Origin of the sequence: Desulfobacter hydrogenophilus (genome assembly GCF_004319545.1) — a bacterium.
Lineage (GTDB): Bacteria > Desulfobacterota > Desulfobacteria > Desulfobacterales > Desulfobacteraceae > Desulfobacter > Desulfobacter hydrogenophilus.
Map to the genome: position 1 here is coordinate 4,049,487 of NZ_CP036313.1, position 23,908 is coordinate 4,073,394.

General features: G+C 47.8%; 24 protein-coding genes. 16 read left to right on the top strand and 8 right to left on the bottom strand.

Annotated elements, in window-relative coordinates; translation table 11 throughout:
* Window positions 1-135 precede the first annotated feature (135 nt).
* Both rocF and EYB58_RS17965 read left to right on the top strand, forming a co-directional pair.
* The gene (gene rocF, locus EYB58_RS17960) at window positions 136-1,032 is read left to right on the top strand and encodes an arginase (protein ID WP_242637419.1); all 897 of its coding nucleotides are present in this window, start codon (window positions 136-138) and stop codon (window positions 1,030-1,032) included.
* Between the two features lie 5 nt (window positions 1,033-1,037).
* Window positions 1,038-3,944: a DEAD/DEAH box helicase gene (locus EYB58_RS17965; protein ID WP_111958512.1), complete on the top strand. Its 2,907-nt coding sequence runs from the start codon at window positions 1,038-1,040 to the stop codon at window positions 3,942-3,944.
* A gap of 152 nt (window positions 3,945-4,096) precedes the next feature.
* Here the strand turns inward: EYB58_RS17965 and EYB58_RS17970 are convergent, their stop codons facing one another.
* Window positions 4,097-4,921: a nitroreductase family protein gene (locus EYB58_RS17970; protein ID WP_111958573.1), complete on the bottom strand. Its 825-nt coding sequence runs from the start codon at window positions 4,919-4,921 to the stop codon at window positions 4,097-4,099.
* A gap of 504 nt (window positions 4,922-5,425) precedes the next feature.
* Window positions 5,426-6,283 carry a hypothetical protein gene (locus EYB58_RS17980; protein WP_111958510.1) on the bottom strand — a complete coding sequence of 286 codons (858 nt, stop codon included), beginning with the start codon at window positions 6,281-6,283 and terminating at the stop codon, window positions 5,426-5,428.
* A gap of 407 nt (window positions 6,284-6,690) precedes the next feature.
* Here EYB58_RS17980 and EYB58_RS17985 point away from each other — a divergent pair, with 407 nt between their 5' ends.
* The 3 genes from EYB58_RS17985 to EYB58_RS17995 all read left to right on the top strand — a co-directional run bounded on the left by EYB58_RS17985 (window position 6,691) and on the right by EYB58_RS17995 (window position 9,419).
* Complete coding sequence (locus EYB58_RS17985) at window positions 6,691-7,464, top strand: DUF2914 domain-containing protein (RefSeq protein WP_111958508.1); 774 nt, start codon at window positions 6,691-6,693, stop codon at window positions 7,462-7,464.
* 452 nt (window positions 7,465-7,916) lie between these two features.
* Window positions 7,917-8,396 carry a PilZ domain-containing protein gene (locus tag EYB58_RS17990; RefSeq protein WP_111958506.1) on the top strand — a complete coding sequence of 160 codons (480 nt, stop codon included), beginning with the start codon at window positions 7,917-7,919 and terminating at the stop codon, window positions 8,394-8,396.
* Between the two features lie 237 nt (window positions 8,397-8,633).
* Complete coding sequence (locus EYB58_RS17995) at window positions 8,634-9,419, top strand: RNA methyltransferase (RefSeq protein WP_111958504.1); 786 nt, start codon at window positions 8,634-8,636, stop codon at window positions 9,417-9,419.
* A 22-nt stretch (window positions 9,420-9,441) separates the two neighbouring features.
* Here the strand turns inward: EYB58_RS17995 and EYB58_RS18000 are convergent, their stop codons facing one another.
* The 6 genes from EYB58_RS18000 to EYB58_RS18025 all read right to left on the bottom strand — a co-directional run bounded on the left by EYB58_RS18000 (window position 9,442) and on the right by EYB58_RS18025 (window position 15,841).
* The gene (locus EYB58_RS18000; RefSeq protein WP_111958502.1) at window positions 9,442-10,167 is read right to left on the bottom strand and encodes a UPF0280 family protein; all 726 of its coding nucleotides are present in this window, start codon (window positions 10,165-10,167) and stop codon (window positions 9,442-9,444) included.
* Between the two features lie 22 nt (window positions 10,168-10,189).
* On the bottom strand, window positions 10,190-11,356 hold the full coding sequence (locus EYB58_RS18005; RefSeq protein WP_111958500.1) for a deoxyguanosinetriphosphate triphosphohydrolase family protein: 1,167 nt from the start codon (window positions 11,354-11,356) through the stop codon (window positions 10,190-10,192).
* Between the two features lie 4 nt (window positions 11,357-11,360).
* Window positions 11,361-12,239, bottom strand: coding sequence for an Mrp/NBP35 family ATP-binding protein (locus EYB58_RS18010; RefSeq protein WP_111958498.1), 879 nt, complete (start codon window positions 12,237-12,239; stop codon window positions 11,361-11,363).
* Window positions 12,240-12,301: 62 nt separating this feature from the next.
* On the bottom strand, window positions 12,302-13,045 hold the full coding sequence (locus EYB58_RS18015) for a LolA family protein (RefSeq protein ID WP_242637420.1): 744 nt from the start codon (window positions 13,043-13,045) through the stop codon (window positions 12,302-12,304).
* A gap of 56 nt (window positions 13,046-13,101) precedes the next feature.
* A complete protein-coding gene (locus EYB58_RS18020) occupies window positions 13,102-14,841 on the bottom strand; it encodes a tetratricopeptide repeat protein (protein ID WP_111958496.1) in 1,740 nt (579 codons plus the stop codon).
* A 37-nt stretch (window positions 14,842-14,878) separates the two neighbouring features.
* Window positions 14,879-15,841, bottom strand: a complete 963-nt coding sequence (locus tag EYB58_RS18025; RefSeq protein ID WP_111958494.1) for a sigma-70 family RNA polymerase sigma factor — start codon at window positions 15,839-15,841, stop codon at window positions 14,879-14,881.
* A 245-nt stretch (window positions 15,842-16,086) separates the two neighbouring features.
* Between EYB58_RS18025 and EYB58_RS18030 the strand changes: the two genes are divergently transcribed.
* From EYB58_RS18030 to EYB58_RS18080, 11 genes are all read left to right on the top strand, one after another.
* Window positions 16,087-16,974, top strand: a complete 888-nt coding sequence (locus EYB58_RS18030) for a phosphoribosylaminoimidazolesuccinocarboxamide synthase (protein WP_111958492.1) — start codon at window positions 16,087-16,089, stop codon at window positions 16,972-16,974.
* 3 nt (window positions 16,975-16,977) lie between these two features.
* Window positions 16,978-17,967: a ParB/RepB/Spo0J family partition protein gene (locus EYB58_RS18035; protein ID WP_111958490.1), complete on the top strand. Its 990-nt coding sequence runs from the start codon at window positions 16,978-16,980 to the stop codon at window positions 17,965-17,967.
* Window positions 17,964-19,073: a spore photoproduct lyase family protein gene (locus EYB58_RS18040; protein WP_111958488.1), complete on the top strand. Its 1,110-nt coding sequence runs from the start codon at window positions 17,964-17,966 to the stop codon at window positions 19,071-19,073. The genes EYB58_RS18035 and EYB58_RS18040 overlap by 4 nt, the downstream gene beginning before the upstream one ends.
* A 408-nt stretch (window positions 19,074-19,481) precedes the next feature.
* Window positions 19,482-20,939 (top strand): F0F1 ATP synthase subunit beta, encoded by a 1,458-nt coding sequence (atpD, locus tag EYB58_RS18045; protein ID WP_111958486.1) that lies wholly within the window; start codon window positions 19,482-19,484, stop codon window positions 20,937-20,939.
* Window positions 20,914-21,318 (top strand): F0F1 ATP synthase subunit epsilon, encoded by a 405-nt coding sequence (locus EYB58_RS18050; protein ID WP_111958484.1) that lies wholly within the window; start codon window positions 20,914-20,916, stop codon window positions 21,316-21,318. The genes atpD and EYB58_RS18050 overlap by 26 nt, the downstream gene beginning before the upstream one ends.
* Window positions 21,311-21,649: an AtpZ/AtpI family protein gene (locus EYB58_RS18055; protein WP_111958482.1), complete on the top strand. Its 339-nt coding sequence runs from the start codon at window positions 21,311-21,313 to the stop codon at window positions 21,647-21,649. The genes EYB58_RS18050 and EYB58_RS18055 overlap by 8 nt, the downstream gene beginning before the upstream one ends.
* Window positions 21,639-21,956, top strand: coding sequence for an ATP synthase subunit I (locus EYB58_RS18060; protein ID WP_242637421.1), 318 nt, complete (start codon window positions 21,639-21,641; stop codon window positions 21,954-21,956). Before EYB58_RS18055 ends, EYB58_RS18060 begins: the two co-directional genes overlap by 11 nt.
* Window positions 21,946-22,641 carry a F0F1 ATP synthase subunit A gene (locus EYB58_RS18065; RefSeq protein WP_111958478.1) on the top strand — a complete coding sequence of 232 codons (696 nt, stop codon included), beginning with the start codon at window positions 21,946-21,948 and terminating at the stop codon, window positions 22,639-22,641. The genes EYB58_RS18060 and EYB58_RS18065 overlap by 11 nt, the downstream gene beginning before the upstream one ends.
* Window positions 22,642-22,672: 31 nt before the next feature.
* Window positions 22,673-22,954 (top strand): F0F1 ATP synthase subunit C, encoded by a 282-nt coding sequence (locus tag EYB58_RS18070; RefSeq protein ID WP_111958476.1) that lies wholly within the window; start codon window positions 22,673-22,675, stop codon window positions 22,952-22,954.
* A 4-nt stretch (window positions 22,955-22,958) separates the two neighbouring features.
* Window positions 22,959-23,732, top strand: coding sequence for a F0F1 ATP synthase subunit delta (locus EYB58_RS18075; protein WP_111958474.1), 774 nt, complete (start codon window positions 22,959-22,961; stop codon window positions 23,730-23,732).
* A gap of 1 nt (window position 23,733) precedes the next feature.
* Window positions 23,734-23,907, top strand: coding sequence for a YqaE/Pmp3 family membrane protein (locus tag EYB58_RS18080; protein WP_111958472.1), 174 nt, complete (start codon window positions 23,734-23,736; stop codon window positions 23,905-23,907).
* Window position 23,908 lies beyond the last annotated feature (1 nt).

The window sequence follows — 23,908 nt, forward strand, 5'->3', positions numbered from 1 at the left end:
GGTTTATAAAACCGGTTCGTTAAAACCCGCAACCGCGTTATGTTTTTGAAATTTATTGAATAGATTTCTTACTCTATGATATATGAACTGTCAACACAGGCCTGCCCCGGGCAGCCACATTTAAAGGATATCAATATGGCAAAACCCCTCAGCATTATCGGTGTTCCCATGGATTTCGGACAGATGCTTCGTGGCGTAGACATGGGGCCTGCAGCGTTAAGGTATACCGGATTGATCCCAAGGCTTCGCCGGCTTGGATATGATGTTAAAGACGAAGGGGATATCCCCATCCCTGTGCGGGATGATGTCCCTGCCATGGAAGGGGTGACAGACCGTTATGTCAAAGAAATCACCCAGATCAGCCATGATATCTATAAAACCGGATGCCGGGTCATGGATCAGGGCCGTATGCCGATTTTTTTGGGCGGTGACCATGCCATTGCCATTGGTACCGTGGCGTCAGTGGCGGTTAAAGGGTCTGTGGGCCTTATCTGGGTGGATGCCCATGCCGATTTCAATACCCCACAGACATCACCGTCGGGAAACATCCACGGTATGCCTCTGGCCGTTCTAACGGGAGACGGCCACCCATGCCTTGTGGATGCAGGGCATGCCGGTACAAAAATATCCCTGGATGATGTGGTCATGATCGGACAACGGGATCTGGATCCCGGAGAAAAAAAGCGCATCAAATCCAGCGGCATCACCATTTTCACCATGCGCGATATTGACGAACAGGGGATCAGCGCCATTGCCGCCAAAATCATGGTTCAGTTTGCCCACTTGAAACGTTTTCATTTAAGTTTGGATATGGATGCCCTGGACCCGGTTGAAGCCCCGGGGGTCGGCACCCCTGTGCCCGGCGGCATCTCCTACCGGGAGGCCCATCTGCTCATGGAACTGCTTGCAGATTCTGGCAAATTGGGCTCCATGGACCTTGTGGAGATCAACCCTATCCTTGATGTGGCCAATAAAACAAGCAAGCTTGCGGTTGAACTTATCCTGTCCGCCCTGGGCAAAAGTATTCTTTAGATCTCGTGGGCCTTGATGAATATATAACCGGATTAAAATCCTTTAAGGGTTTTGCAGGCGATATTGTCAGCCACAAAATATTTGATGCGCAACCCGCAGCCTGGGCGTCCGGGAACTCTTTCCCTTGCTTTGCAAATGATTTGTCTCGCCTCTTTGCAGGGCTTAATATTAAAAATCTGTATACCCACCAGGCCCAGGCCATTTCGCTTATTCTTGACAAATGTCATACGGTTATTGCCACGCCCACGGCCTCGGGGAAAAGTCTGGTGTATAATCTGCCGGTGATGGATGCGCTGATATCTGATCCCAATGCCCATGCCCTGTACTTGTTTCCCCTCAAAGCCCTTGCCCGGGACCAACTCGATACCGTTAATAAGATGCTGACCGAAACTGATTCGCTTTTCTCACAGCCCTTGACCGCATGCGTTTATGACGGGGATATCACAGCGTATCAAAAGACAAAGGTGCGCAAAAATCCGCCCAATATCCTTTTATCCAACCCCGAGATGCTGCACCTGGCCATGTTGGCCCATCACCATTTATGGGCCTCTTTTTTCGGAAACCTTAAATACATCGTGGTGGATGAGGTGCATACCTACCGCGGGGTCATGGGTTCAAATATGGCCTGGGTGTTTCGCAGGCTTTTGCGGATATGCAGGTTTTACGGATCAAATCCCTGTTTTATTTTCTGTTCAGCCACCATTGCCAACCCCGGACAGCTTGCCTCGGAATTGACCGGGCTGCCGGTGACGGTGGTAGATGAACAAGGCGCGCCCTGCGGGAAAAAAAATGTTTTAATGATGAAAGGGCTGGAAGGTGCGGCCCAGACCGCCATCACACTGATCCATGCCGCAGTATACCGAAATCTTGCTACCATTGTTTACACCCAGTCCAGAAAAATTACGGAGCTTATTGCCCTATGGGCGGGACAGCGGGCCAAATCCATGGCGGATAAGATCTGTGCATACCGGGCCGGGTTTCTTCCCGAGGAGAGACGGGAGATTGAACAGAAACTTGCCAAAGGCGAACTGCTTTGCGTGGTGTCAACGTCTGCCCTTGAGCTTGGTATTGACATCGGCAATCTGGATCTATGCATCCTTGTGGGGTATCCGGGAACCATGATGTCCACCTGGCAGCGGGCGGGCAGGGTAGGGCGGGACGGCAATGACTCCGCCATGGTGCTCATTGCCCATGAAGATGCTCTGGATCAATATTTTATCAACCATCCGGATATCTTTTTTACCATGCCTCCTGAAACCGCCCGGATCAATCCTGAAAATCCCCGGATTCTTGACCGCCATCTGGATTGTGCGGCGGCTGAACTCAGCCTTGACGCTGATGATCCCATGTTAAAGCCGCCGGTTGTGCAGGAACGGGTGCAGGCGCTGGGGCGGGAAGGCAAACTGCTGTTAAGCCGGGACGGAAATACCTGGTTTTCCCCCCGCAAACGCCCCCACCGGGAGGTCAGTTTACGGGGAACCGGGCACACCATTCCCATATTCAAAGAAGATACCCGGCAAAGCCTGGGGGAAATCGACCGGCACAGATCCTATTTTGAAACCCATGAAGGGGCGGTTTACCTGCACCGTGGACAAACCTTTGTGGTGACGGTTTTTGATCACCTTAAAGGCGTGGTCCGGGCGAAAAAGGAAAAGGTCAGCTATTACACCCGGGCAAGATCTTCAAAAAATACTGAAATTCTACATGTGAAAAAAACCTGTCAGGTCAAAGGCACCCGGGTGGGTTTTGGCACACTGAAAATCCGGGAACAGGTTACCGGCTATGAAATGAAATCTGTGTCCGGCCAAAAATCCCTTGGCATCGTGCCGTTGGATCTGCCGGAACTGACCTACGAAACCCAGGGATTGTGGATTGAGATTCCAGACTGGATCCGGCAGCGCATTGAAACAGATCGTTTGCACTTCATGGGCGGGATTCACGCCTTAGAGCACGCAGCCATCGGTATGATGCCGCTGCTGGTGATGACCGACAGAAATGATCTGGGCGGTATATCCATGCCGTTTCATCCCCAGGTTAAAACGGCGGTTGTTTTTATTTACGACGGCGTGCCGGGCGGTTTAGGGCTTACGTTACAGGCCTTTGACAACGCAGTGACCCTTATGCAAAGAACCTATGAGGCGATCCGGGACTGCCCCTGCGACACCGGGTGTCCGGCCTGTGTACATTCGCCCAAATGCGGGTCCGGAAACCGTCCCATAGACAAGGAAGCGGCAAAGCAAATTCTTGATATGCTCCTTGAACAAAAAGCGGGGCAGGGCGGATTTGCGGCTGCACCAGCCGGACGTCCGACTGTTTTCCCGGATATTGCTATCTTAAAAAAAGCGACCCATGAAAAAAAACCAGTCGCCATCTCTCCCAAAAGATACGCCGTGCTTGACATTGAAACCCGGCGGTCCGCCAAGCAGGTGGGCGGATGGCACAAAGCCGAACGTATGGGGGTGTCTTGCGCCGTGCTCTACGATTCCCTTGAAAAGGATTTTCTGGTTTATTACCAGGAGGATCTGGAAAAACTTGTGGAACGGCTTAGGCAGATGGACCTTATTATTGGGTTTAACATTATCCGTTTTGATTACAAAGTGTTGTCCGGTCTGAGCCGGTTCGATTTTCACAGCCTTCCCACCCTGGATATCCTGACAAAAGTCCATGAGCGTCTGGGCTATCGGCTTTCACTGGATCATTTGGCCAGCCAAACCCTGGGCCTTGAAAAAAGTGCCGACGGCCTTCTGGCCTTGAAATGGTGGCAGGAAGGTCGTCTGGATCTGATTGTTGACTATTGTACCCAGGATGTGCGCGTCACCCATGAGCTATACATGTATGGCCGGGATAATGGGTTTTTGCTTTTTAAAAACAAGGCCGGCAACCATGTCCGCATTCCTCTGGACTGGCAATAGTAATAGATTTTTCATGTTTTATGATATAGATTTTACCTTTTTAAGGCATAATACTTCTTTAAATATAGTTTAATGGTCTTGTTGCTATTGATTCAAACATCATTTTACGGCGGACATGAAAGTCCGCCGCAATTTAATGAAAACCAGCAGTGCTATCTTTCAAAATAAGTAATATCCGGTTCATTTCTTTTAGGGGCCCTAACATATTTTATTTTCGGAATTCCAACCATGAGTGCACCATGACAGGTATGGTGCTCTGGCAGCCCAAGTTTTTCTGAAAGACCCGGCCACTGAGTTGCAGCATAATTGACATAGCCCGCCCAGCAACTTCCCAGACCAAATGCCGGTAAGGCAAGCTCAAGGTAAGCAAGTGCGGTATGGCAGTCAGCCGAAGCACTTCCGAACTCATCGGATGCATGGGCAAAGACAAGCTGGGGCGCATCCCTGCATATCCTGTCAATACCCAGATCCCATTGTTTGATCAGTTTGTCAAAATGCATAATTAACGCTTTCTCAGGATGCTTTTCCAGGCCGAATTTCATCCAGTCTATGACATGGGAGGCAATGTCTTTCACATCCTCTTTTTTGTCAAACACCAACCACTTCACCGGTTGCTTGTTACTGCCGGTCGGTGCACAGCATGCAATTGAAAGGGCCTTTTCAAACCGATCCTTTGGCACCGGTTGCTTTTTATACATCCTGATAGATCGCCTGGATCTTAAAAAATGTTCAGTTTGTTCCGGGTTTAAAATTAAATCCTCTTGAATGAGCAGACAAACCTCCGGTGGGATCGTTTCAAGATGAAAAGCGCCCTTGGGGCATATGGCCACGCAATGTCCGCACTGGATACAGAATTTTTCAGCCCCCTTTATTAGAGAAGGACCTTTTTTTTTCATTTCAATAATTTTTGCAGGGCAGTCAAGTGCGCAGAGCCCATCCTTGTCACATTTGTCATAATTGATTTTAAATAGGGTCATTGTCTTATTGTCCTTTTGATCAAAAATTTTCAATGTATAGAACCTTCGTTGCATATGGATAAATTGATAGCAAAATCCGAATACCAGCGACAGTTTTTTGTATCTTCCCGATATTGATTTTGCCTTCACTGCTCCCAAAACACAGTGGATCAATATCACAGTGCCTGAATATAAACTTATCTGGATTGTTAGTGAACAGGGTAAAAGATTTTCTTTGGGCATACCCGGTAATATGGAATGTATTCACATCAAATGTTGACGGACAGTTTCAAATCTAATACGCATTAATCCAAGGGATTACGATGTACCGAAGGGGGCAATTGGCATATCGCTTGGTGCCCAGGAAGGCATAAATAGGATTTTATATTGATATTTTTTCTTTAGGACCGCTACAAGGCGCATTAAAGGTAAAGGTTGAATAGCAGTCCTATTGTGCCTTTGATGGAACGAACTATATGGGCCAAAAGGCAAGCTATTTCGTTCAAGTTATTTAATCTGCGGTCCTTAAAACCTGTTTGTCCAAAGAAATGCGTTGGTAATGCGTGATAGAAGCCAAAATATTCCAACCGGCAGCAAGACGACCTGAATGACGAATAGGGCCACATATAGAGATGATAGCTTAAGGAGATTAGAGACCATACTCCCCATATTTTGAATCATCTCTTTTAGGGACGTTTTTAAATCGGCGGTTTTTTCACCCACAAAGTTGAAACCGTTTTTTACAGTTCCCAACACCCCATTGATTTCCGGCATGCGCACATCCTTTAGGCGCTCTATAACAGGGTAACTCATGGCAAGCTCATCTTTGACCTTGATGATTTCCGGCGAGAAATAATTTCCATTTAAATAGGAGCTAATAATTGAGGCGGTCGGCAGGCATAAGCGAGCAACCGCAATCAGAACGATAGACTTTAAAATTATATCTCTTATCGTTTTCGCTCGTACGCTCTTCAAGATAGTGGCTATGACGAAGGCGATCAGGAAAATGGCAATCAGGACAGGGGCAAATTCTACGCTTAGTTCATACGCGATCTTCTGTATTCCAAGTGATACTATTGCTGTAACGATTATATCTGATGCTCGCTCCGTCATATCATCTAATGGATCAAGCGCTTGACCTGCCGCCAGCGACACCCCAAGACCGGCCGGTTCTATCTGAATCTGAGATTCTTTTATGACGGAGACTGATGCGTTAACAATCCGGCAAACGCTATAGGCCAGTCCGGCTTTGGTTATTGCTTCCGAGAAGTAGGTCTCTGCCTTTTGATCGAGATACGGAAGTTTTAAGCCGGGAAGCATGAATAGCGTCAGGGCTATGACTACGAGAATAATCGGCTTTGCTATAGCTGGATTGGTTTCCACTTTATACCTTTTTCATTAACAGACATCCATTTATTATAGTCTTTTTTGTATTTATGTACGGGTACAAAAAGTAATCTTACTCTTTATGGGTATAGAGAATTGCCCTTAATCTATATATTTAGCATGGGTTGGCGCCGTTGGCATAGAATTTTTATGTAACCATATGCTGCTGGGGGCCTTTTGTTTTAATCACCTGCCAAACACATCAAAATATCTGCAATATTGGGTGTATTTCATTTTCCTGATGGACAAAAATAGACCTTGCTGATATGAAAACCCATTTGGTCAATAACAGCCATGGGCTGACCGGGCCTATTAACACCCAGACTCAGTTCACAATGAATATTTTGAGATTTGAGTATGTTACACAGACTTTTATATAAAACCTCAGTGAGAAATGCGGTATAATGAACAGGACCAGTATCGAGGATCGCGACAAGCGCCTCATGAAAAAATTTCGAAATATTATTGAGAAGAAGGAGCCGCTCAAGCAGCAAACGCCTCCTAAACGCTCATGGCCCGTCTTCACGCTGGCAGGATTCATCATAGTGGCAAGTATCATATTCATAATTTGCCATATGATTCCCGAACGTGTGCTGACGGATCCCTCATCCACCCCGGAAAAATTTGAGACCGACATCCCGGAAAATTCTGTGTCCTTGGATCAATACACAGTCACTGATGTTGAAAAACTGGATCCCTCCAATGAAAAGTTGGCCCAAGCACTCCCGTCTGAACCGATCCCTGTTGTGTCGTCAGAAGAGGTACCACCGCATTCCGAAGTTGTACAGACCCCGAAAAAGGAAGCACCCATGGAGACACTTCCAGAAATCGTCAGTTCCACCGATGTGACCATCCACGAACTGGTTATCTGCCGTGGTATCAAACACAGACAATATGTGTCTCCCGGGAACCGTTTTTCAATGGGAAACGGTGCAAAACCCGTGGTCTGGACATGGATGAACGTCCTGACCGACAAACCACCCCAAGATCTAAGCCACATTTATTACCTCAATGGAAAAAGGTACTGCCGGGTCATTCTTCCGGTCCGCTACCCTAGAACCCGAACCTGGAGCAAAGTGAAATTGAATAGATCCGCGCATGCCGGGTCATGGCGTGTGGACGTTGTTAATAGCAGTGGGCAGATAATCGCAAGAACTGAGTTCACCGTTGAGATCTGACAGAGTCTTTCCTTTAATTCACTCTTCGCTTTTGCTATAACAGCCACGGGCTGACTTGGTCTATCGACACCCAGGCTCCGCCCACAATGAAAGTTGGAAGATCTGTGACGCCTACACAGACTTTTTTATAAAAGCCCAGAGCATGCAAACAAAGAGAGATTATATATTACTGAAACTGATGCCTTGCCAGGGAAGCAGAAGATTCAACAGATAAAGCCTGCGGGTTTTCGGGAAAATTTATGCCGTCATCTTATTTATTCTTGTAATTTCCACCTATAAATGATGTTCTACAGGAAAATAGATTCTGTAAAACGGTGTACATTTTCATATGAAAGTTCCAAGAAGTTACTGAATTACTTTCATGCTTTGTTGTGGGTTGAACCTGGGTATTGGTAGACCAAGTCAGCCCATGGCTGTTATATCAATTTACGTGTTCGTTTCAGGAAAAACAGATGACGCCATTAAACATTATATTTACCCTCATAATTTTTCTTATCTCAATCTTTTTATGCGTTCAGCTCCTTAAACTTTACAGACGGTTTAAACGGGCTTCGGACAATGCCACCGCAAAAAATATTTATGTCATCAAGTACAATAACAGTGTAGATGAAGATATTTTTCCAGAAAGCCGGACAGCCGTCGAACCAACCGTCCCTCGGCCTAAAGTTTCGGACGGGTCGGAACGCCGCAGGTACCATAGAACTGAATTTCAGGGGTTTGTAGACTTTATAAACGAAGGCACCCTGTATAAAGAACAGGCCAGGGATCTGAGTTACTCCGGAATTTTTATCCAGTCCAAGACACCGGAAAAATACAAAGAAAACGATTTTATTGTCATGACCTTTCAAACCGAGGAGACAGGCCCCCAGCGGCAGAGCGGCCGGATCACCCGAATCAACAACACCGGTATCGGCGTCAATTTTGTCCGCTGACGTTTATCCCCGGCCATTTGGACCTCTTGAAAAATGGAGGTTGTCAAACGAGTAGTGCTCTCCTCGCCCCCCTTTCTTCGACAAAGATTTTATGTCTTGAGTGTTTGGGAATAAAATAGAAAATAGTGAGGAACGCGAACGTCTGGTTGAAATTTATGATTATGATATTGAAGATTTTCTGATTCAAAAGTCTTTTTCGGAAAATCAAACAGAGATGCTTTTAAAAGGAAAAAGGGAATGTATCAGAAGGTCTGCATGGAAAATGTTGCTATTGTGCTTCATGATACCCGGATTCCGGAAAATATTGGCGCAGCAGCCCGAGCGGCTGCAAATATGGGGGTGGGACAGGTTATTTTATCCGCCCCCAGGAACTTTGATATGGAACGTGTTCTGAAAGTTGCGACCCACTCAGCTTCCGGACTGGTGGAGGCCATGACGGTCTGCAACACGCTTCCTGAGGCCCTTGGGACATTCAACTGGATCGTTGGAACCACCGCAAGGCTTGGCGGTACGCGCCGGGTGAATTTTTCTCCGGCTGATCTTGCCACAAAGCTGATTCCTATTTCTTCAGAAAACCGGGTGGCCGTTCTTTTCGGCCCCGAGGACCGGGGGCTGACCAATGAAGATTTGCAGCTATGCCACGACCTTGTGAATATCCCCGCAGCCGGATTTTCTTCCCTGAACCTGGCCCAGGCTGTCATGGTCATTAGTTATGAATTGTTCAAGGCCCGCACCCGGGAACCGAAATTTTATATTCCCCGGCTGGCGTGTCGGTATGAGCTGGAGAATATGTATGAAGAGCTGCAAGATACCTTTAACCGAATCCATTACATCAATCATGAAAATCCGGAACAAAGGTTGGACAAGACCCGCAGTTTTTTAAGCCGCTATCAGCTCAGATCTCGGGAGGTCAGTCTAATCCGGGGATTCTGTCGTCAGGTGGCGCGGTATGGAGAAAAGTGCTACCAGGATGGCGTAACTGCAGGCGCTGCCGGAGGCAAGAAGACCCAAGAGACCCGATAAAAAAGGCTAATGTGCGCTTGTTTCATAGTTTGATCAGTTCCAGGGCGCCCCACAGCCCAATCTGTTTTCCTGAAATGATAATAATGCCCTGGACCCCTGCCATATTCTTGCCAATGGCAATGGCCCTTTCAATGTCTTTGGGGGTCTGGATTTCATTGCCAAGGGATGTGGCCGCAGCATCGGCCAGGGCACAGCAATCTGCCAGCACAGATACGGCATCGGCCTTGCCGAAACTTTTGGAATGCCCCACGGTGCCCGAAGAGGTGCACATGGCAAACGAAGCGGCACGCCGGGCCACTTTAATACCGGCCTTCATGCTCAAGGGCGATGATCCGGCATAAATGGTAAATATAGTCTGGGTATCTGATTTTATGAAAATATCGCCGCCGTTTTCCACCAGGACATTTGCAGACCATTGAAGCAGATCTCTGCCCACACTTTGGGCCACAGCGCCGGCCACGGCTGCCATGGGGCCGACACCGGCAGTTTTTGCAGCCTGGGTCATTTCAGAAATGATTTTAGGCGCGATCCCTGGACTGGACAACGGTGTCATGCTATCGGCAAATCCTGGGAAACAAGCAATGTGATTTTCAATGTACTGGCGGTGATCCAGAATGGACCGTACAGCTTGTTTACTGAGATCCGAATCGGCCTGGATATTGAGGTTGGTCTCCTTTACGGTTACATTAAAGGTCACCAATCCTTGTTTTTTGTGGCAAACACGATAAATTTTGCGGTTATCAAACATTGGCATTTCAGGTGTTCTGCCGTTACACCCAGTCAATGGGGGTAGGGCGTAAATGGTCAGGTGCCTGGCGGATAAAAAAGGAGTCGGTCATTCCGGCAATAAAATCCCGGGTAATCTCGGCATGGCTGTGATTTGAACGGTAGGTATCATCCATGCCGTTGAGGAACTGAGAATAAATGACCGAAGCCCTGTTTTCTTTGGCCAGGTCGTTCATGTATCTGTCAAACAAACATTTAAAAATATCTTCAACGCTTGTCAGATGTCTTTTTATTAAGGGATTTTTGTAAATAAATTGGTAATTGAACTGCTTTAATTCTTTCAGGGCATCCGCCACCCCAAGGGAAAATCCGATGAAGTCCTGATCAATGCTTGAGTTGATCAGATCCGTGACCAGGGTAAAGACAATGGTGCCCTGGGTGGCCCCGAAAAGTTCACGACAGGTGCCGGGAAGCTGGTCCCGGTCAACAATCTTCAGTCGGACAGCGTCTTCAAAATCCCTTCCGATATATGCTACGGTGTCGGCGATGCGGACCACACACCCTTCCATGGTCATGGGAAGTACATCATCCATGGTACCGGCCCTGATTTGGCTTACTATTGTATCCAAGTCCGCAAAATCTCTTGGCGATGCCGGGGTAAGTGTCCTTGCATGAGCCTCTCCGTTGTGGCAGACAATAGCGTCCAGGGTTTGAAGCGTCAGGTTCCAGCCTTTGCCTTTTCTTTCAATAACATCTAAAAACTGCATGCTTTGAAGGTTGTGGTGGAAGTGTCCTGCCCCTGCGGACTGGGTAAGGCGGGAGAGAAAACGTTCGCCGTCATGGCCAAAGGGCGTATGCCCGATATCATGGCCCATGGCTATCGCTTCAATAAGATCAGTGTTCAGTCCAAGATACCGGCCAATGGTTCTTGCTACCCGGGAAAGCATCTGCACATGAAGAACCCGGTGGGTGAGATGGTCATTATTGATCAGGGAAAAAACTTGGGTTTTATCACTGTAACGGGTGTAGGCCAGAGAGTTGAGAATACGGTCAGCATCTGCAGAGAAAGCAAGGCGGTATTCGGTGTCAGATCTTGGTTCCAAATACCGCCGGACAGCATTTTTGGAAAAACAGGCCCGGGTTCCAAGAATTTGGATTTCCCTTTGTTCAAGGCGGGATTTCAGTGCCCGGGGTGTTTTTTCCGAATTCAATTAATTAGCCTTCAAATTGTTTGAGGATATTTCCCACTATCTTTTCAAATGCCAGTTTAAAGGGGCCGTCCGCCTCATACATCATTATGGGCACACCGTCATCTCCGGATTCCACGACGCGGGAGTCAAAGGGGAGGGAACCCAGGAATTTTAAGCCCTGTGCCTTGGCTGTTCTTTCTCCGCCGCCGCTTTTAAACAGATCAATAGGTTTATTGCAGTGCGGACAGGTAAATCCGGCCATGTTTTCCAGCACACCAAGGATTTCCATTTTTACGGTTTTGCAAAAGGAAATGGATTTGCGAACGTCTGCAAGGGCGACTTCCTGGGGAGTAGTTACGATGATGCCCTTAGCATCCGGAATGGTTTGTACAACCGTGAGAGGTTCATCGCCTGTACCCGGAGGGGCGTCGATGACCAGATAATCCAACTTTCCCCAGGCAACAGAACCTACAAACTGCTTGATAATCCCAGTTTTAGCAGGGCCTCTCCATATAACGGCCTGATCCTTGTCCTGCATCAACGCCTGGACACTGACTACCGTGAGGTTTTCGTAGACCTGTTTGGGCAACAGCTGTTTTGTATCGGGTGCAATATCCAAAAGATCCTTCATGTCGAACATCTGGGCAATGGAAGGGCCATGGACATCCACATCCATAAGCCCTGTTTTATATCCTTTTTTTGCAAGGCTTGCTGCAAGGTTTGCCGATACGGAGCTTTTGCCCACACCGCCTTTGCCGGACAGAACAAATATTTTGTTTTTAATTTGGGCCAGATTGCTTTTGATCATTGCGTCCATTTCAGCCTGCTGCTTTGCAGCGTCATTCTGGGGCTTTTGGGAACAGCTGCTTGCTTTTTTGGCCTGGTCAACGTTTTTGTGAATCATGATTTATATTTATCTCCTTATGAGGTTTGGTAATAATAACACCGTCTAAATTATGTTCATTTTCATGATCCTGTCAACCTGAATACGGATTCTTTTACAGGAATATTGGGTATAAGATTGTTCAAGGAGATTACCATGACCCTCTGGTCCCCGTCTTTTATGGTTATCATTCCGGGGAGAATGAAATTGTCGCGTTTGAAAAACTGGGAATACCATATTCCGAAAATGACATTCATGTTTTTATCCAGCACCCGATATCTGGTGGTTATTCCGTTTTTATTTGTCACCCATTCCTGAATTTTTGAAGAAAATGATTGTGAGGCAAAAATAGTATCCGGCTTTTCAGGAAGAACCCATGCTTTGTCAAAGGGGCGTTCCGGCACCTTTCCAAGAAGAAGGCTGACCAGTTCAGATAGGCGCAACGGAATATTGATGTAAGGATCAAGGTTCGGATTTTCAGATACGGCTGAATGGGGTTTGTGAGCCCCGGTATGGGAGATAAAGGTTACCCACTGGCCAGTGGATGCAATGGTTTCAACAGGATGACCTAACATGAGCAGGGTCATGCGTAGGCGGTTGGGTGACTGGGCAGCCCAGGCGATTTTATACGTTTCCGTACGGAACCCCTGGGTCAGGGTCAACTCGCCCGTGCCTTTGGATGTGGTAATCTGTGCATTGAATGCCCGGACGCGGTTTATGATATCTTCGGCATAGGGGGCTGTCTGTTTCCCGAATTGAGGCCCAAACAGCGCGCAGCCTGGTCCTGTCAGTATGACAGCAAAAAGGAGTATGGTGATAATACCCACGCCTGAACGCCAAATACAGGGGGGCGCTGCATGTCGGACGTTTGGATATACCTTTGTCATTGCACGGTATTTTTTAAACTTTTAAGTTTTTCTTCAATTTTTTGAATCTCTTCTTTCTGATCCTGTCTGGCATTATCAAGGGCTTTTTTATACATGGCAACCGCTTTTTTCTGCTGTCCTGTTTTAAGATAGGCCTCTGCCAGATGGGCGGCAATAACAGTTTCATAATCAGATAGTTCAACGGCTTTTTCAAGGTAAAAAACAGCCTTGTCATACGCCTGTTTTTTAAAATAAACCCATCCCAGGCTGTCCGTGATATATCCGTCCTCAGGCCGAATTTCCAGGGCCCGTTGTACCAGTTCCAGGGCTTGATCAAGGTGAATGCCCATTTCCGCATAGGTATATCCCAGGTAATTGAGGGCCGATGCATGTGTGGGATCCAGTCTGATAATGGTTTTCATGGTTTCAATGCTTTGCTGACGCTGTCCTGCCGTATCCAGGACAGCACCAAGTTTAAACAGTAACGCCGTATTTTTGGGGACCACTTTTAATGCACGCTGCAGCATGGTGACGGCAATGTCGTCACGATTGTTATCCTGGTAAAATGAAGCCAGGTAAGAGGTGATATCAATGTCTGCCGGGCTTTGCCTGTGGTGCTGCTCAAGAAATCGAATTGCCTCTTCCATACGATTCATGTCCCTGTAGAGAAAAGCAATACTTAGAATTGTTTTTTTATACTGGGGATGATCGGGCGTAACTTTAAGATAATACTCAATGGCCTGATCCGGTTTTTTTAAGCTTTCATAAGCCATCCCCAAAAAGAAATTGATGTTGGCATTCCCGGGCAGGACTTTTCTGACCTGGGACAATACCGTTGCAGCGTCCTGGTACCTATGCTCCGGTATCAGGAGCTGGACAATATTTACCACCAGATCCGGATTTTTCCGGATCTCCCGGCCAAGTGAAGCAAATATCTCATCAGCGTTATAAAAATCCTTGGTGTTATAATAGAACAGACCAAGCTCTATCAAGGCCCTTTCATCTCCGGGGTCGAAGTCAAGAATTTCTTTGAGAACCGTTATTATTTCTGCCTTGTTTTTCTTTTCACCCATGGCTTTATATACGTCTACCAGTTGGAACCTAGGTTCTAAAAGATCGGGTTCAAGTTCAAGGGTCTTAAGGTAAGAGTCCTTGGCCGCTGCAGGCTGGTCAGCCATCCGCTGGGTCTCTCCCAGGTAGAAATGGGCAACATAATAGTCAGGAAAGATGCTTGCCATACGGGAAAACAGATTCATGGCTTTCAGGTTCATACCCTCATCCATATACACTTTGCCCAGCCGTAAAAAGGTTTCTTTATCCTCGGGGGCAAGTTGCAGTATCCGTTCCAGCAGGATGGTTATGTCCTTTTCATTCCCTTTTTTCAGCCGGGCAAGCAGGATCAGATTTTCCACATCATCCGGATATTTTTCTGCCAGATCTTGGGCAAGTGCCAGGGCCTGATCTGATTTTTTTTGTTTCTGCAGAGATCTGATGTATTCGCGCTGGAGAAAATTGGATCCTGGATCCTTTGCAATGGCCTTTTCCATCGCTTTTTGTGCCTGGTCGGCTTCATCTTTACTATCGTGGCGCCGCGCCATAAGATAGTAGTACGAAGCCTGGAAATCACTGTCCTGGTTTAAAATTTTGCTGCCGGATTGTTCCAGGCCGGGAGCCCTCGATCCCTTGATACAGCCTGAAACGAGAAAAAAGCTTAAGATCGAAGCTATGGCCAGGGTACACACTGTAAGGTGTTTCATGAACGGAATGCCTTTTTAAACTCTTGGAAGACGACCATTACTGGTCATGGTCATACATGTCAAAATCCGGCATATCTTTTTTAAAATATGCTTTCATTTTTTTTATGATGTTATTTTCAATCTGCCGGACCCGTTCCCTTGAGATGTTGTAGACTTCACCTATTTGTTGCAGGGTTTCAGGGGAATCGGAAAAAATTCTGCGATCAAAAATATCCAGTTCACGCGCGTTCAAATTTTTTTTAAACTTACGCACCTTAGTGTACAGGATATCTTCAATCTCTTTTTTTGCAAGTTTGTCTTCGGAGGAATCCGCTTCAACATTAATAAATTCAATGCGCTCGGTATTGGAATCCTCTTTAAGCGGCTCATCCAGGGAAAGATCCCAGTTTGCCAGACGCTGGTCCATATCCACAACCTCTTTTTCAGATACGCCCAGACGTTCGGATAACAATTTGGGTTTGGGATCAAAGCCCTGTTCAATGAGCAGCTGTTTCTCTTTTTTTAATCTAAAAAAAAGCTTGCGCTGTCCCTGGGTGGTCCCAATTTTAACCATTCGCCAGTTGTCCATTATGAACTTGAGGATATATGCCTTGATCCAGAACGATGCATAATAGGAAAATTTAACATTTTTATATGGGTCAAATTTTTTTACGGCCCGGACAAGACCGATATTGCCCTCCTGGATAAGATCAAGAAGGTTCTGCATCCAGATGCGTTGAAATTCCAAAGCAATTTTCACCACCAGGCGCAGGTTGGAAGTGGTCATTATATAAGCGGCTTCCTGGTCGTTATCCTCCTGAATCCGCTGGCCCAACTCTATTTCCTGCTCCCGGGTTAAAAGTTTATATCGATTGATTTCATTAAGGTAACTTTGAATGGGATCTGATTTGACCAGAGCTTTTGAGGAACTGGCCCTGGTTTTTCCGGCAGGTACCCAAAAGTCCTTCTTGGTCAGTTTCTTGGTAACTGCGGGATTTTTTGGATCAACAATATTTTCCATTTAGGAACCTTTAAATTGAATTAAATTAAACCTTATTATTATCACACTTCATATGAAAACGATATAGTTGTATATTACCACTTGGTTATCTTAATAAGTTAGTTTACATGTGATTTGCCTGTCTGTGCAGCCCTTGAAAAAATAGTTTTCAATGTTATTTTTATCGGTCTGATAGTAAAATGAATCATTGTGTGATAAATTTATCGACAAAATTTTAAATTAAATTGTAAGGACAGGAGGAAAGCTTGAGCTTTATACCCGGAACAGAATATGAAGGCCTGCCACTGATCAGACAAGGAAAGGTCAGGGACATTTTTGATACGGGCGATGCCCTGCTCATGGTAACAACCGACCGGCTTTCTGCGTTTGACGTGGTGCTGCCTGACGCCATTCCGGACAAGGGCAAGGTATTAAACCAGATTTCAGTGTTCTGGTTCAAACAGATGGAAAGCATCGTTAAAAATCATATTATCAGTACGGATGTAAATGATTATCCGGTGCAGTTTCACAAATATAAAGACAAGCTTGAAGGCCGCAGCATGCTGGTGAAAAAAGCCGCGCCCATGGCTGTGGAGTGCATTGTCAGAGGCTATATTTCGGGTTCAGGCTGGAAATCCTATCAATCCGAAGGCCATGTGTGCAATATCAGGCTGCCCCAGGGGCTCAAGGAGTCCGACAAGCTTGAAACACCTTTATTTACCCCGTCCACCAAGGCTGAAATCGGTGATCATGACATTAATATCGGCTTTGATGAAGCGACGAAGATTCTGGGGAAAGAGACCGCAGAAAAACTGCGTGACCTAAGTCTTGAAATCTATAATAAGGGGGCAACTTTTGCCTTGGAAAAAGGCATTATCATTGCGGACACAAAATTTGAGTTCGGTCTGCTTGATGGTGAGATAATACTTATTGATGAAATTCTGACTCCGGATTCATCCAGGTTCTGGCCCTTGGATGATTATGCACCCGGCAGAGGGCAGAAAAGTTTTGACAAACAGACCATCAGGGACTGGCTGACTAATTCAGGCTGGGGCAAAACCCCACCGGGCCCCAAACTGCCCCAGGAAATCATTGATAATACCAGTAAAACCTACAAGGAAATTTTTACCAGGCTGACCGGAAGACCCATCTGAGCCATGATAACTACGACAATTACTGATATCCCGGTGTCTGAGATTGATCTTTCAGACACCGGGTTTCGCGTTACAGAGCCCCACCATGAGATTGAACATCTATCGGCATCCATTTCCCAATATGGTATCATGGTTGCACCCCTGGTGTTGTGGGGACAGAATAAATACAGTGTGGTGTCCGGATTTCGGCGGATTGAAGCCGCCCGACATGTCGGCCTGTCCCAGATAACCTGCCGTGTCATGCCTGCAGAAAACAACCTTGATGCGGCCATGGCCGCTGTAACCGAAAATGCATTTTCAAGGGAACTGACGCCTGCAGAACTCATTCGGGCCACAGCGCTTTTATTGCGTTTTATGGATGCCAAAAGTATCGCAAAAAATGCCACATCTATCTTCAACAGGCTGCTGAATACCGGATATATTAATACGTTGGCGCGTATCCATGCCATGCCTGATTCTGTTCTCTATCTTTTGGATCAAGGCAAAATATCCATTAAGGCGTGTAAAAATCTTGTGTCCATGGATGCAGATACCTTAACTGAATTTTTGCATCTTTTTTCCCTGATCAAAGTATCCTCAGGGCTTCAGATGGAAATCATTACATGGGCAAAGGAGATATGCGCCCTTGAAAAAATAAGCCTGTCACGGCTCATTCAGGAAAGCCCCCTGGGGGGCGATGAGAGCGATGGCCCCCAAGGGGGCAGTGATTTAGGCCACAGGGATATGAGTGCCCTTGGAAAGCAGTTCAAGGCGTTTCTTGCCCAAAGACGTTTCCCTGCGTTGACGGCCGCTAAGGATCAGGCCCGGGAACACATCAAGGCCCTTGAACTGGATTCCGGACTTCAACTGGCAGTTCCTGAAAATTTTGAGGGAATAGTCTATGCCATACAAATGGAGTTTAAAAATATGGATGAGTTTAAAACACGCTTCAAGCGCCTGGCTGAACTTGCAGACCACCACAGCTTTAAGGCTCTTGTGGACAGAAAAATATGATTCGTCCAATCCGGGTATTCATAGACAAGGATTTGGATCTGACGCCGGAAATTGAGTATCTGATTTCAAAAGTCAAACCGACACCGGAGACGGTTGCGGACTCAAGGCCCGTATATGATCTGATCAACCAAGCTGACGATCCTGTTGGATTTGCCAAAAAAGTGCTTTACATTACCAGCAATAAGGGCGCCCTGATTCGCCAGTGCCCGGGGACCAGTTATTACACCTGTTGTGATTACACCATTTTGCACTGCGGTACCTTTTGCACCATGGACTGCTCTTACTGCATCCTGCAGGCCTATTTCCATCCCCCCGTGCTCCAGTATTTTGCAGGCTTTGACCAATACAGTGCCGCACTGGACCCGATTTTTGAAGGGGACACTATTTTGCGCATCGGCACCGGCGAGTACACCGACTCCCTGATCTGGGAACCTGTCAGTCTGATGCCCAAATTCCTGGTTGAAAAGTTTGCAGCCCAGGACCGGGCCGTTCTTGAACTGAAAACAAAAACCGTCAATATAGACACACTTCTGGACCTGGACCACAACCAGAAAACCATTCTGTCCTGGTCCGTGAATACCCCCGAGATAATTGCATCCCAAGAACGGGACACAGCAAGCCTTGCCGCACGGCTTAAGGCCGCAGCCAAAGCCGTGTCAAAGGGATTTCGGGTGGCATTTCATTTTGATCCCATTTTCCTGTATCCTGGATGCGAAACTGCTTATGAAAAGGTGATTGAAGCCATCTTCGATCATGTCAGTCCAAAAGATGTTGTGTGGATTTCCATTGGCACATTTAGGTTCATGCCCCATTTAAAATTCATTATTGAAGCACGGTTTCCCGATTCAACCATCCCTTACGGTGAATTCATCACCGGCCTTGACAACAAAATGCGCTATTTCAAACCATTACGCATAGCCATCTACCAACGTCTTGCTGCCGTTTTCCGGCAGCTTGCTCCCAATGTTGCCGTCTATTTTTGTATGGAAGATGAAGAGGTGTGGATGAAAACCTTTGGGTTTTTCCCAGGAAAGCCCAAAGCGCTTGCCCATATACTGGACCGGGCTGCCGCAGACCGCTGCGGACTTGACAACCGCCTGCTTTAGTCTTCGCATTTTTAAAAACTGATATTCTTTAGATTTTCATTATGGACATCTTGTCTGCTACTTTTCGGTTTTTTTATAACCGTTATAATTTTAAGGACCTTGCGCGAATTTTCAAGATAATTCTCTTCTCCAGCTATGATTCATTGATGTAATTATTTTCTTTATTTCATCTGCGTTCCTATCGAAAAAATAAAATTTATTATGTCTGGCTCAAAATGTGAAGGTAAGGTTATAATGAATAGGCTTCCGGAAAAGCAAAAACGAAAAGAGGTTTTGCAAAGATTTCTCTATCAATGGTCAAAACTATCCGGTTTGGAAATGGATGCGCAATATATGGCGCTTATTTAATTATGCCGTAGCCGTCGTTGGATAATGTCGAAAAAAACGTCGGATCACAGGAGATATTGCATGGACAACAAAAATAGTCCGTCGAACATCGGGGAAGTGGTCTCGGTACAAGGCAGTGTTATAGATATACGGTTCGATAACCATTTGCCGCCCATCTACTCGTTACTGCACGCCCGGGAGGGAAATATTGCCATCGAGGTTTTAGCCCAACTCGACGCCCATCGCGTGCGTGGCATCGCGCTGACCCCCACCCAGGGCCTCGCCCGTGGTATGGCGGTGGTGGACACGGGCGGGGCGTTAAAGGCACCGGTCGGCAAGGGCATTCTGTCGCGCATGTTCGATGTGTTCGGCAATGCCATCGATCGGGAAGGGGACGTTTCGAATGTGGCGTGGCGTACCGTCCACCGGGCTCCGCCGCCACTGGCAAGACGTTCCACCAAGTCTGAAATCTTCGAGACGGGGATCAAGGTCATTGATATACTCATGCCGCTGGAACGTGGCGGCAAGGCAGGACTTTTTGGCGGCGCCGGTGTGGGCAAGACGGTCCTGCTCACCGAAATGATCCATAACATGATTGGCCAGCAGGAGGGCGTCAGCATTTTCTGCGGCATCGGTGAACGGTGTCGGGAAGGCGAGGAGCTTTACCGTGAAATGAATGCAGCCGGCGTGCTGCCGAATATGGTGATGATCTTCGGTCAGATGAACGAGCCGCCGGGCAGCCGGTTCCGCGTGGGCCACGCCGCGCTGACAATGGCCGAGTATTTCCGGGACGACGAGCACCGTGATGTCCTGCTTCTGATCGACAATATTTTTCGGTTCATCCAGGCCGGCTCGGAAGTGTCAGGCCTGATGGGGCAAATGCCGTCGCGTCTGGGCTATCAGCCCACAATGGGCACTGAGTTGTCCGGTTTGGAGGAGCGTATTGCCAACACCGATACCGGGGCCATCACCTCGATTCAGGCAGTGTATGTGCCGGCGGACGACTTCACAGATCCTGCAGCGGTACACACCTTCTCGCATCTCTCCGCGTCGATCGTGCTCTCGCGCAAGCGGGCCAGTGAAGGCCTTTATCCAGCCATAGACCCGTTGCAGTCCAGCTCCAAAATGGCTACGCCGGGTATTGTCGGTGATCGGCATTACCGCCTCGCGCAAAAGATCCGGCAGACCCTCGCCCAATACGCGGAACTCAAGGATGTCATTGCCATGCTCGGCCTGGAACAGCTTTCGCCCGAAGACCGCAACGTGGTTGCCCGTGCCCGTCGGCTGGAGCGATTTCTCACCCAGCCCTTTTTCACGACCGAACAGTTCACCGGTCTTGAAGGAAAGCTCGTCAGCCTCGAGGACGGGCTGGACGGGTGTGAGCGAATCCTGGGTGATGAATTCAAAAACTACCCGGAAAAAGCGCTCTACATGATCGGGGCAGTGGACGAAGCGAAAAAAAAAGTGAAACCCGGCTCCAAACCAAAACCTAAACCTAAACCGGAGGTTGAACATGCAGCCGACAGTCATGAATCTTAAGATTCTCCTGCCGTTCAAAATTTTTGCCGAGGAAGCCTTTGTGATGCGAATCGTTGCGGAGACCCGCGAGGGCTCGTTTGGGCTCTTGCCACACCGACGCGACTGCGTTGCAGCGCTTGTGCCCGGGATCCTGATTTATGAAACAAAAGCCCAGGGCGAGGTATACGTGGCCGTGGATGAAGGGGTGCTGGTCAAGACTGGCTTGGACGTACTCATTTCCGTGCGTAACGCCATTGACGGGACAAACCTCGGTCAATTGCGCGATGCAGTGGAACAAGAGTTTTTGAACCTGAACGAACGGGAGCAGAACGTACGTTCGGTGATGGCAAAAATGGAGAGCGGTTTCATCCGCCGCTTAGCGGAGTTTCATCATGAATAAAAAATCAAAAAATACAAACCAGAAAGACCGGACCTTGCTCGGTCAAGAGATCGGCATCAAGGCAGCACGCAAACTCCGTGCGCAACGTCACGTCACCCGAACCGTCTGGTTTGGCCTGGGCATGATGGGACTGATTGGCTGGTCAGTGGTGCTTCCGACGCTGCTCGGCGCCGCGCTGGGTATCTGGCTGGACGAACACTATCCGGGGGGGCACACCTGGACGCTGGCTTTACTGGTTGTGGGTCTTGCGATCGGGTGTTTGAATGCGTGGTATTGGGTGGACAAAGAAGACAAGGCGATACGAGAGGAACAGGAGGATAATGATGAATGACGTTTTAAGTATGGCATCGGCTATGGCAACGGGCATTTTGCTCGGTATGATATTCTTTGGCGGCCTTTGGTGGACCGTTCGCAAGGCTTTTTCGTCTAAACAGCCGGTGCTTTGGTTCTTAGGTAGTCTGCTGCTGCGAATAAGCATTACCCTGGTTGGATTTTATTTTGTTTCCGGTGGTCATTGGGAGCGTCTGCTGGTCTGTCTCCTTGGTTTTTTCCTGGCACGACTTATCATGACGCGGCTCACCAGGCCGTCGGTCGAACATCACAGCGCTTCAGCCAAGGAGGCCGGTCATGCATCTTAGTCCGGATGCAATCATATTCTGGCAATACGGGTTTTTCAAACTCAACGCCACCATCGTCTTCACTTGGGGACTGATGCTTTTGCTGGTCGTGGGTTCAAAAGTTATTACGCGCAGACTCTCTACGGATCTGAAACGTTCCCGCTGGCAGAATCTTCTGGAAATCGTTGTCACCGGCATCGAGAAACAAATTGAAGAGGTTGGCTTAAATCAGCCGCAGAAATATATAGGTTTTCTGGGCACGCTTTTTCTGTTTGTTGCCGCAGCCGCCCTGGGTACTGTCATTCCCGGCTACGAACCGCCGACCGGCTCGCTTTCGACCACGGCGGCCCTGGCGCTGTGTGTGTTTGTAGCCGTGCCGTTTTTCGGCATTGAAGAGCAAGGGGTGGGCAACTACCTCAAGTCCTATGTGAAACCGACGTTCATCATGCTGCCGTTTAACATTATCAGCGAGCTTTCACGCACGCTGGCCCTTGCCGTTCGTTTGTTCGGCAACATGATGAGCGGCGCCATGATTATTGGTATTCTGCTCACGATTATGCCCTTCATCTTTCCGATTATCATGACAGCGCTCGGCCTGCTCACCGGCATGGTGCAGGCCTACATCTTCAGTATCCTGGCCGCGGTCTACATTGCGGCCGCCACGCGTGCCCGTAACCCCGCGTCTGAACCCGAAGCAAAAGAGTGAAACTTGAACATCAACAACAAAAGGAGAACTTATGGATAACATGACAATTATCGCGGTGGCATCAATTGTTATCGCCGGCATTACCACCGGATTCGGCACTATGGGGCCTGCGCTGGCAGAAGGGAAAGCTGTCGCGACGGCGCTGAGTTCCCTGGCCCAGCAGCCTGATGCATCCGCAACGATCACCCGGACCTTGTTTGTGGGATTAGCAATGGTAGAGTCCACAGCCATTTACTGCTTCGTGATCTCGATGATTCTGATTTTCGCCAACCCGTTCTGGAACCATGTCATCGCCCAAGCCATAGGAAAGTGACGCTATGTTAATCGATTGGTTTACGGTCGGAGCACAGACGCTTAACTTTCTCATCCTGGTATGGTTGATGAAGCGCTTTCTTTACAAACCGATTTGCCACGCCATTGATGAGAGAGAGAAGCGGATCGCTGCAGAGCTATCAAGCGCCGACAAAATAAAGGTCGAAGCCCAACAGGAGAAAGACGAGTTCAAACATAAAAATGAAGCGCTCGATCAGCAAAGGGGCGCGCTCTTGAGCAAAGCAACGGACGTGGCCAAAATTGAAGGTCAGCGGCTTCTCGACCAGGCGCGCAAGGCTGCTGACGCATTGAGCGTTAAGCGGATGGAAACCTTAAGAAAAGACGCGGACTCCTTAAGTCAGGACATCAGCCGGCGCACCCAGCAGGAAGTATTTGCCATTGCGCGAAAGGCGCTGACGGATCTTGCCACGGTGAGTTTGGAAGAACGCATGGGCAAGGTGTTCACCCGCCGTTTGCGTAAGATGGACGGCCCGGCCAAAGCAGGCCTTGCCCAAGCCCTTAAGACTGCGACCGACCCCGCACTCGTGCGCAGTGCGTTTGACCTGCCTGAGGAGCAGCGCGTGGCCATACAAAATGCGCTCAACGAAACCTTTTCTGCGCAAATTCATGTCCGGTTCGAGACCGCGCCGGACCTGATCAGTGGCATTGAACTCAGCACCAATGGACAAAAAGTGGCGTGGAGCATCGCTGATTATATAACGTCGTTGGAAATGGGTATCGACGAACTTTTGAAAGAAAAAAACATAAAGGAGTCTTAAAATGAAAGAAAATGAAAAGGATTTTTTCCGTATAATATTATCGGTGATCATTCCACCGATAGGTGTCTTTTTACAGGTAGGTTTGGGCCTGCAGTTCTGGATAAATATTATATTAACATTATTTGGCTATATTCCGGGTTTAATTCACGCAATCTGGGTTATTACAAAAGAATAAA

Excerpts from the sequence above, each read along its gene's own strand:
- rocF (WP_242637419.1), top strand. The coding sequence starts at position 136 with ATGGCAAAACCCCTCAGCATTATCGGTGTTCCCATGGATTTCGGACAG.
- EYB58_RS17970 (WP_111958573.1), bottom strand. The coding sequence starts at position 4,921 with ATGACCCTATTTAAAATCAATTATGACAAATGTGACAAGGATGGGCTC.
- EYB58_RS17985 (WP_111958508.1), top strand. The coding sequence starts at position 6,691 with ATGAACAGGACCAGTATCGAGGATCGCGACAAGCGCCTCATGAAAAAA.
- EYB58_RS17990 (WP_111958506.1), top strand. The coding sequence starts at position 7,917 with ATGACGCCATTAAACATTATATTTACCCTCATAATTTTTCTTATCTCA.
- EYB58_RS17995 (WP_111958504.1), top strand. The coding sequence starts at position 8,634 with ATGTATCAGAAGGTCTGCATGGAAAATGTTGCTATTGTGCTTCATGAT.
- EYB58_RS18000 (WP_111958502.1), bottom strand. The coding sequence starts at position 10,167 with ATGTTTGATAACCGCAAAATTTATCGTGTTTGCCACAAAAAACAAGGA.
- EYB58_RS18010 (WP_111958498.1), bottom strand. The coding sequence starts at position 12,239 with ATGATTCACAAAAACGTTGACCAGGCCAAAAAAGCAAGCAGCTGTTCC.
- EYB58_RS18020 (WP_111958496.1), bottom strand. The coding sequence starts at position 14,841 with ATGAAACACCTTACAGTGTGTACCCTGGCCATAGCTTCGATCTTAAGC.
- EYB58_RS18025 (WP_111958494.1), bottom strand. The coding sequence starts at position 15,841 with ATGGAAAATATTGTTGATCCAAAAAATCCCGCAGTTACCAAGAAACTG.
- EYB58_RS18035 (WP_111958490.1), top strand. The coding sequence starts at position 16,978 with ATGATAACTACGACAATTACTGATATCCCGGTGTCTGAGATTGATCTT.
- EYB58_RS18040 (WP_111958488.1), top strand. The coding sequence starts at position 17,964 with ATGATTCGTCCAATCCGGGTATTCATAGACAAGGATTTGGATCTGACG.
- atpD (WP_111958486.1), top strand. The coding sequence starts at position 19,482 with ATGGACAACAAAAATAGTCCGTCGAACATCGGGGAAGTGGTCTCGGTA.
- EYB58_RS18050 (WP_111958484.1), top strand. The coding sequence starts at position 20,914 with ATGCAGCCGACAGTCATGAATCTTAAGATTCTCCTGCCGTTCAAAATT.
- EYB58_RS18055 (WP_111958482.1), top strand. The coding sequence starts at position 21,311 with ATGAATAAAAAATCAAAAAATACAAACCAGAAAGACCGGACCTTGCTC.
- EYB58_RS18060 (WP_242637421.1), top strand. The coding sequence starts at position 21,639 with ATGATGAATGACGTTTTAAGTATGGCATCGGCTATGGCAACGGGCATT.
- EYB58_RS18065 (WP_111958478.1), top strand. The coding sequence starts at position 21,946 with ATGCATCTTAGTCCGGATGCAATCATATTCTGGCAATACGGGTTTTTC.
- EYB58_RS18070 (WP_111958476.1), top strand. The coding sequence starts at position 22,673 with ATGGATAACATGACAATTATCGCGGTGGCATCAATTGTTATCGCCGGC.
- EYB58_RS18075 (WP_111958474.1), top strand. The coding sequence starts at position 22,959 with ATGTTAATCGATTGGTTTACGGTCGGAGCACAGACGCTTAACTTTCTC.
- EYB58_RS18080 (WP_111958472.1), top strand. The coding sequence starts at position 23,734 with ATGAAAGAAAATGAAAAGGATTTTTTCCGTATAATATTATCGGTGATC.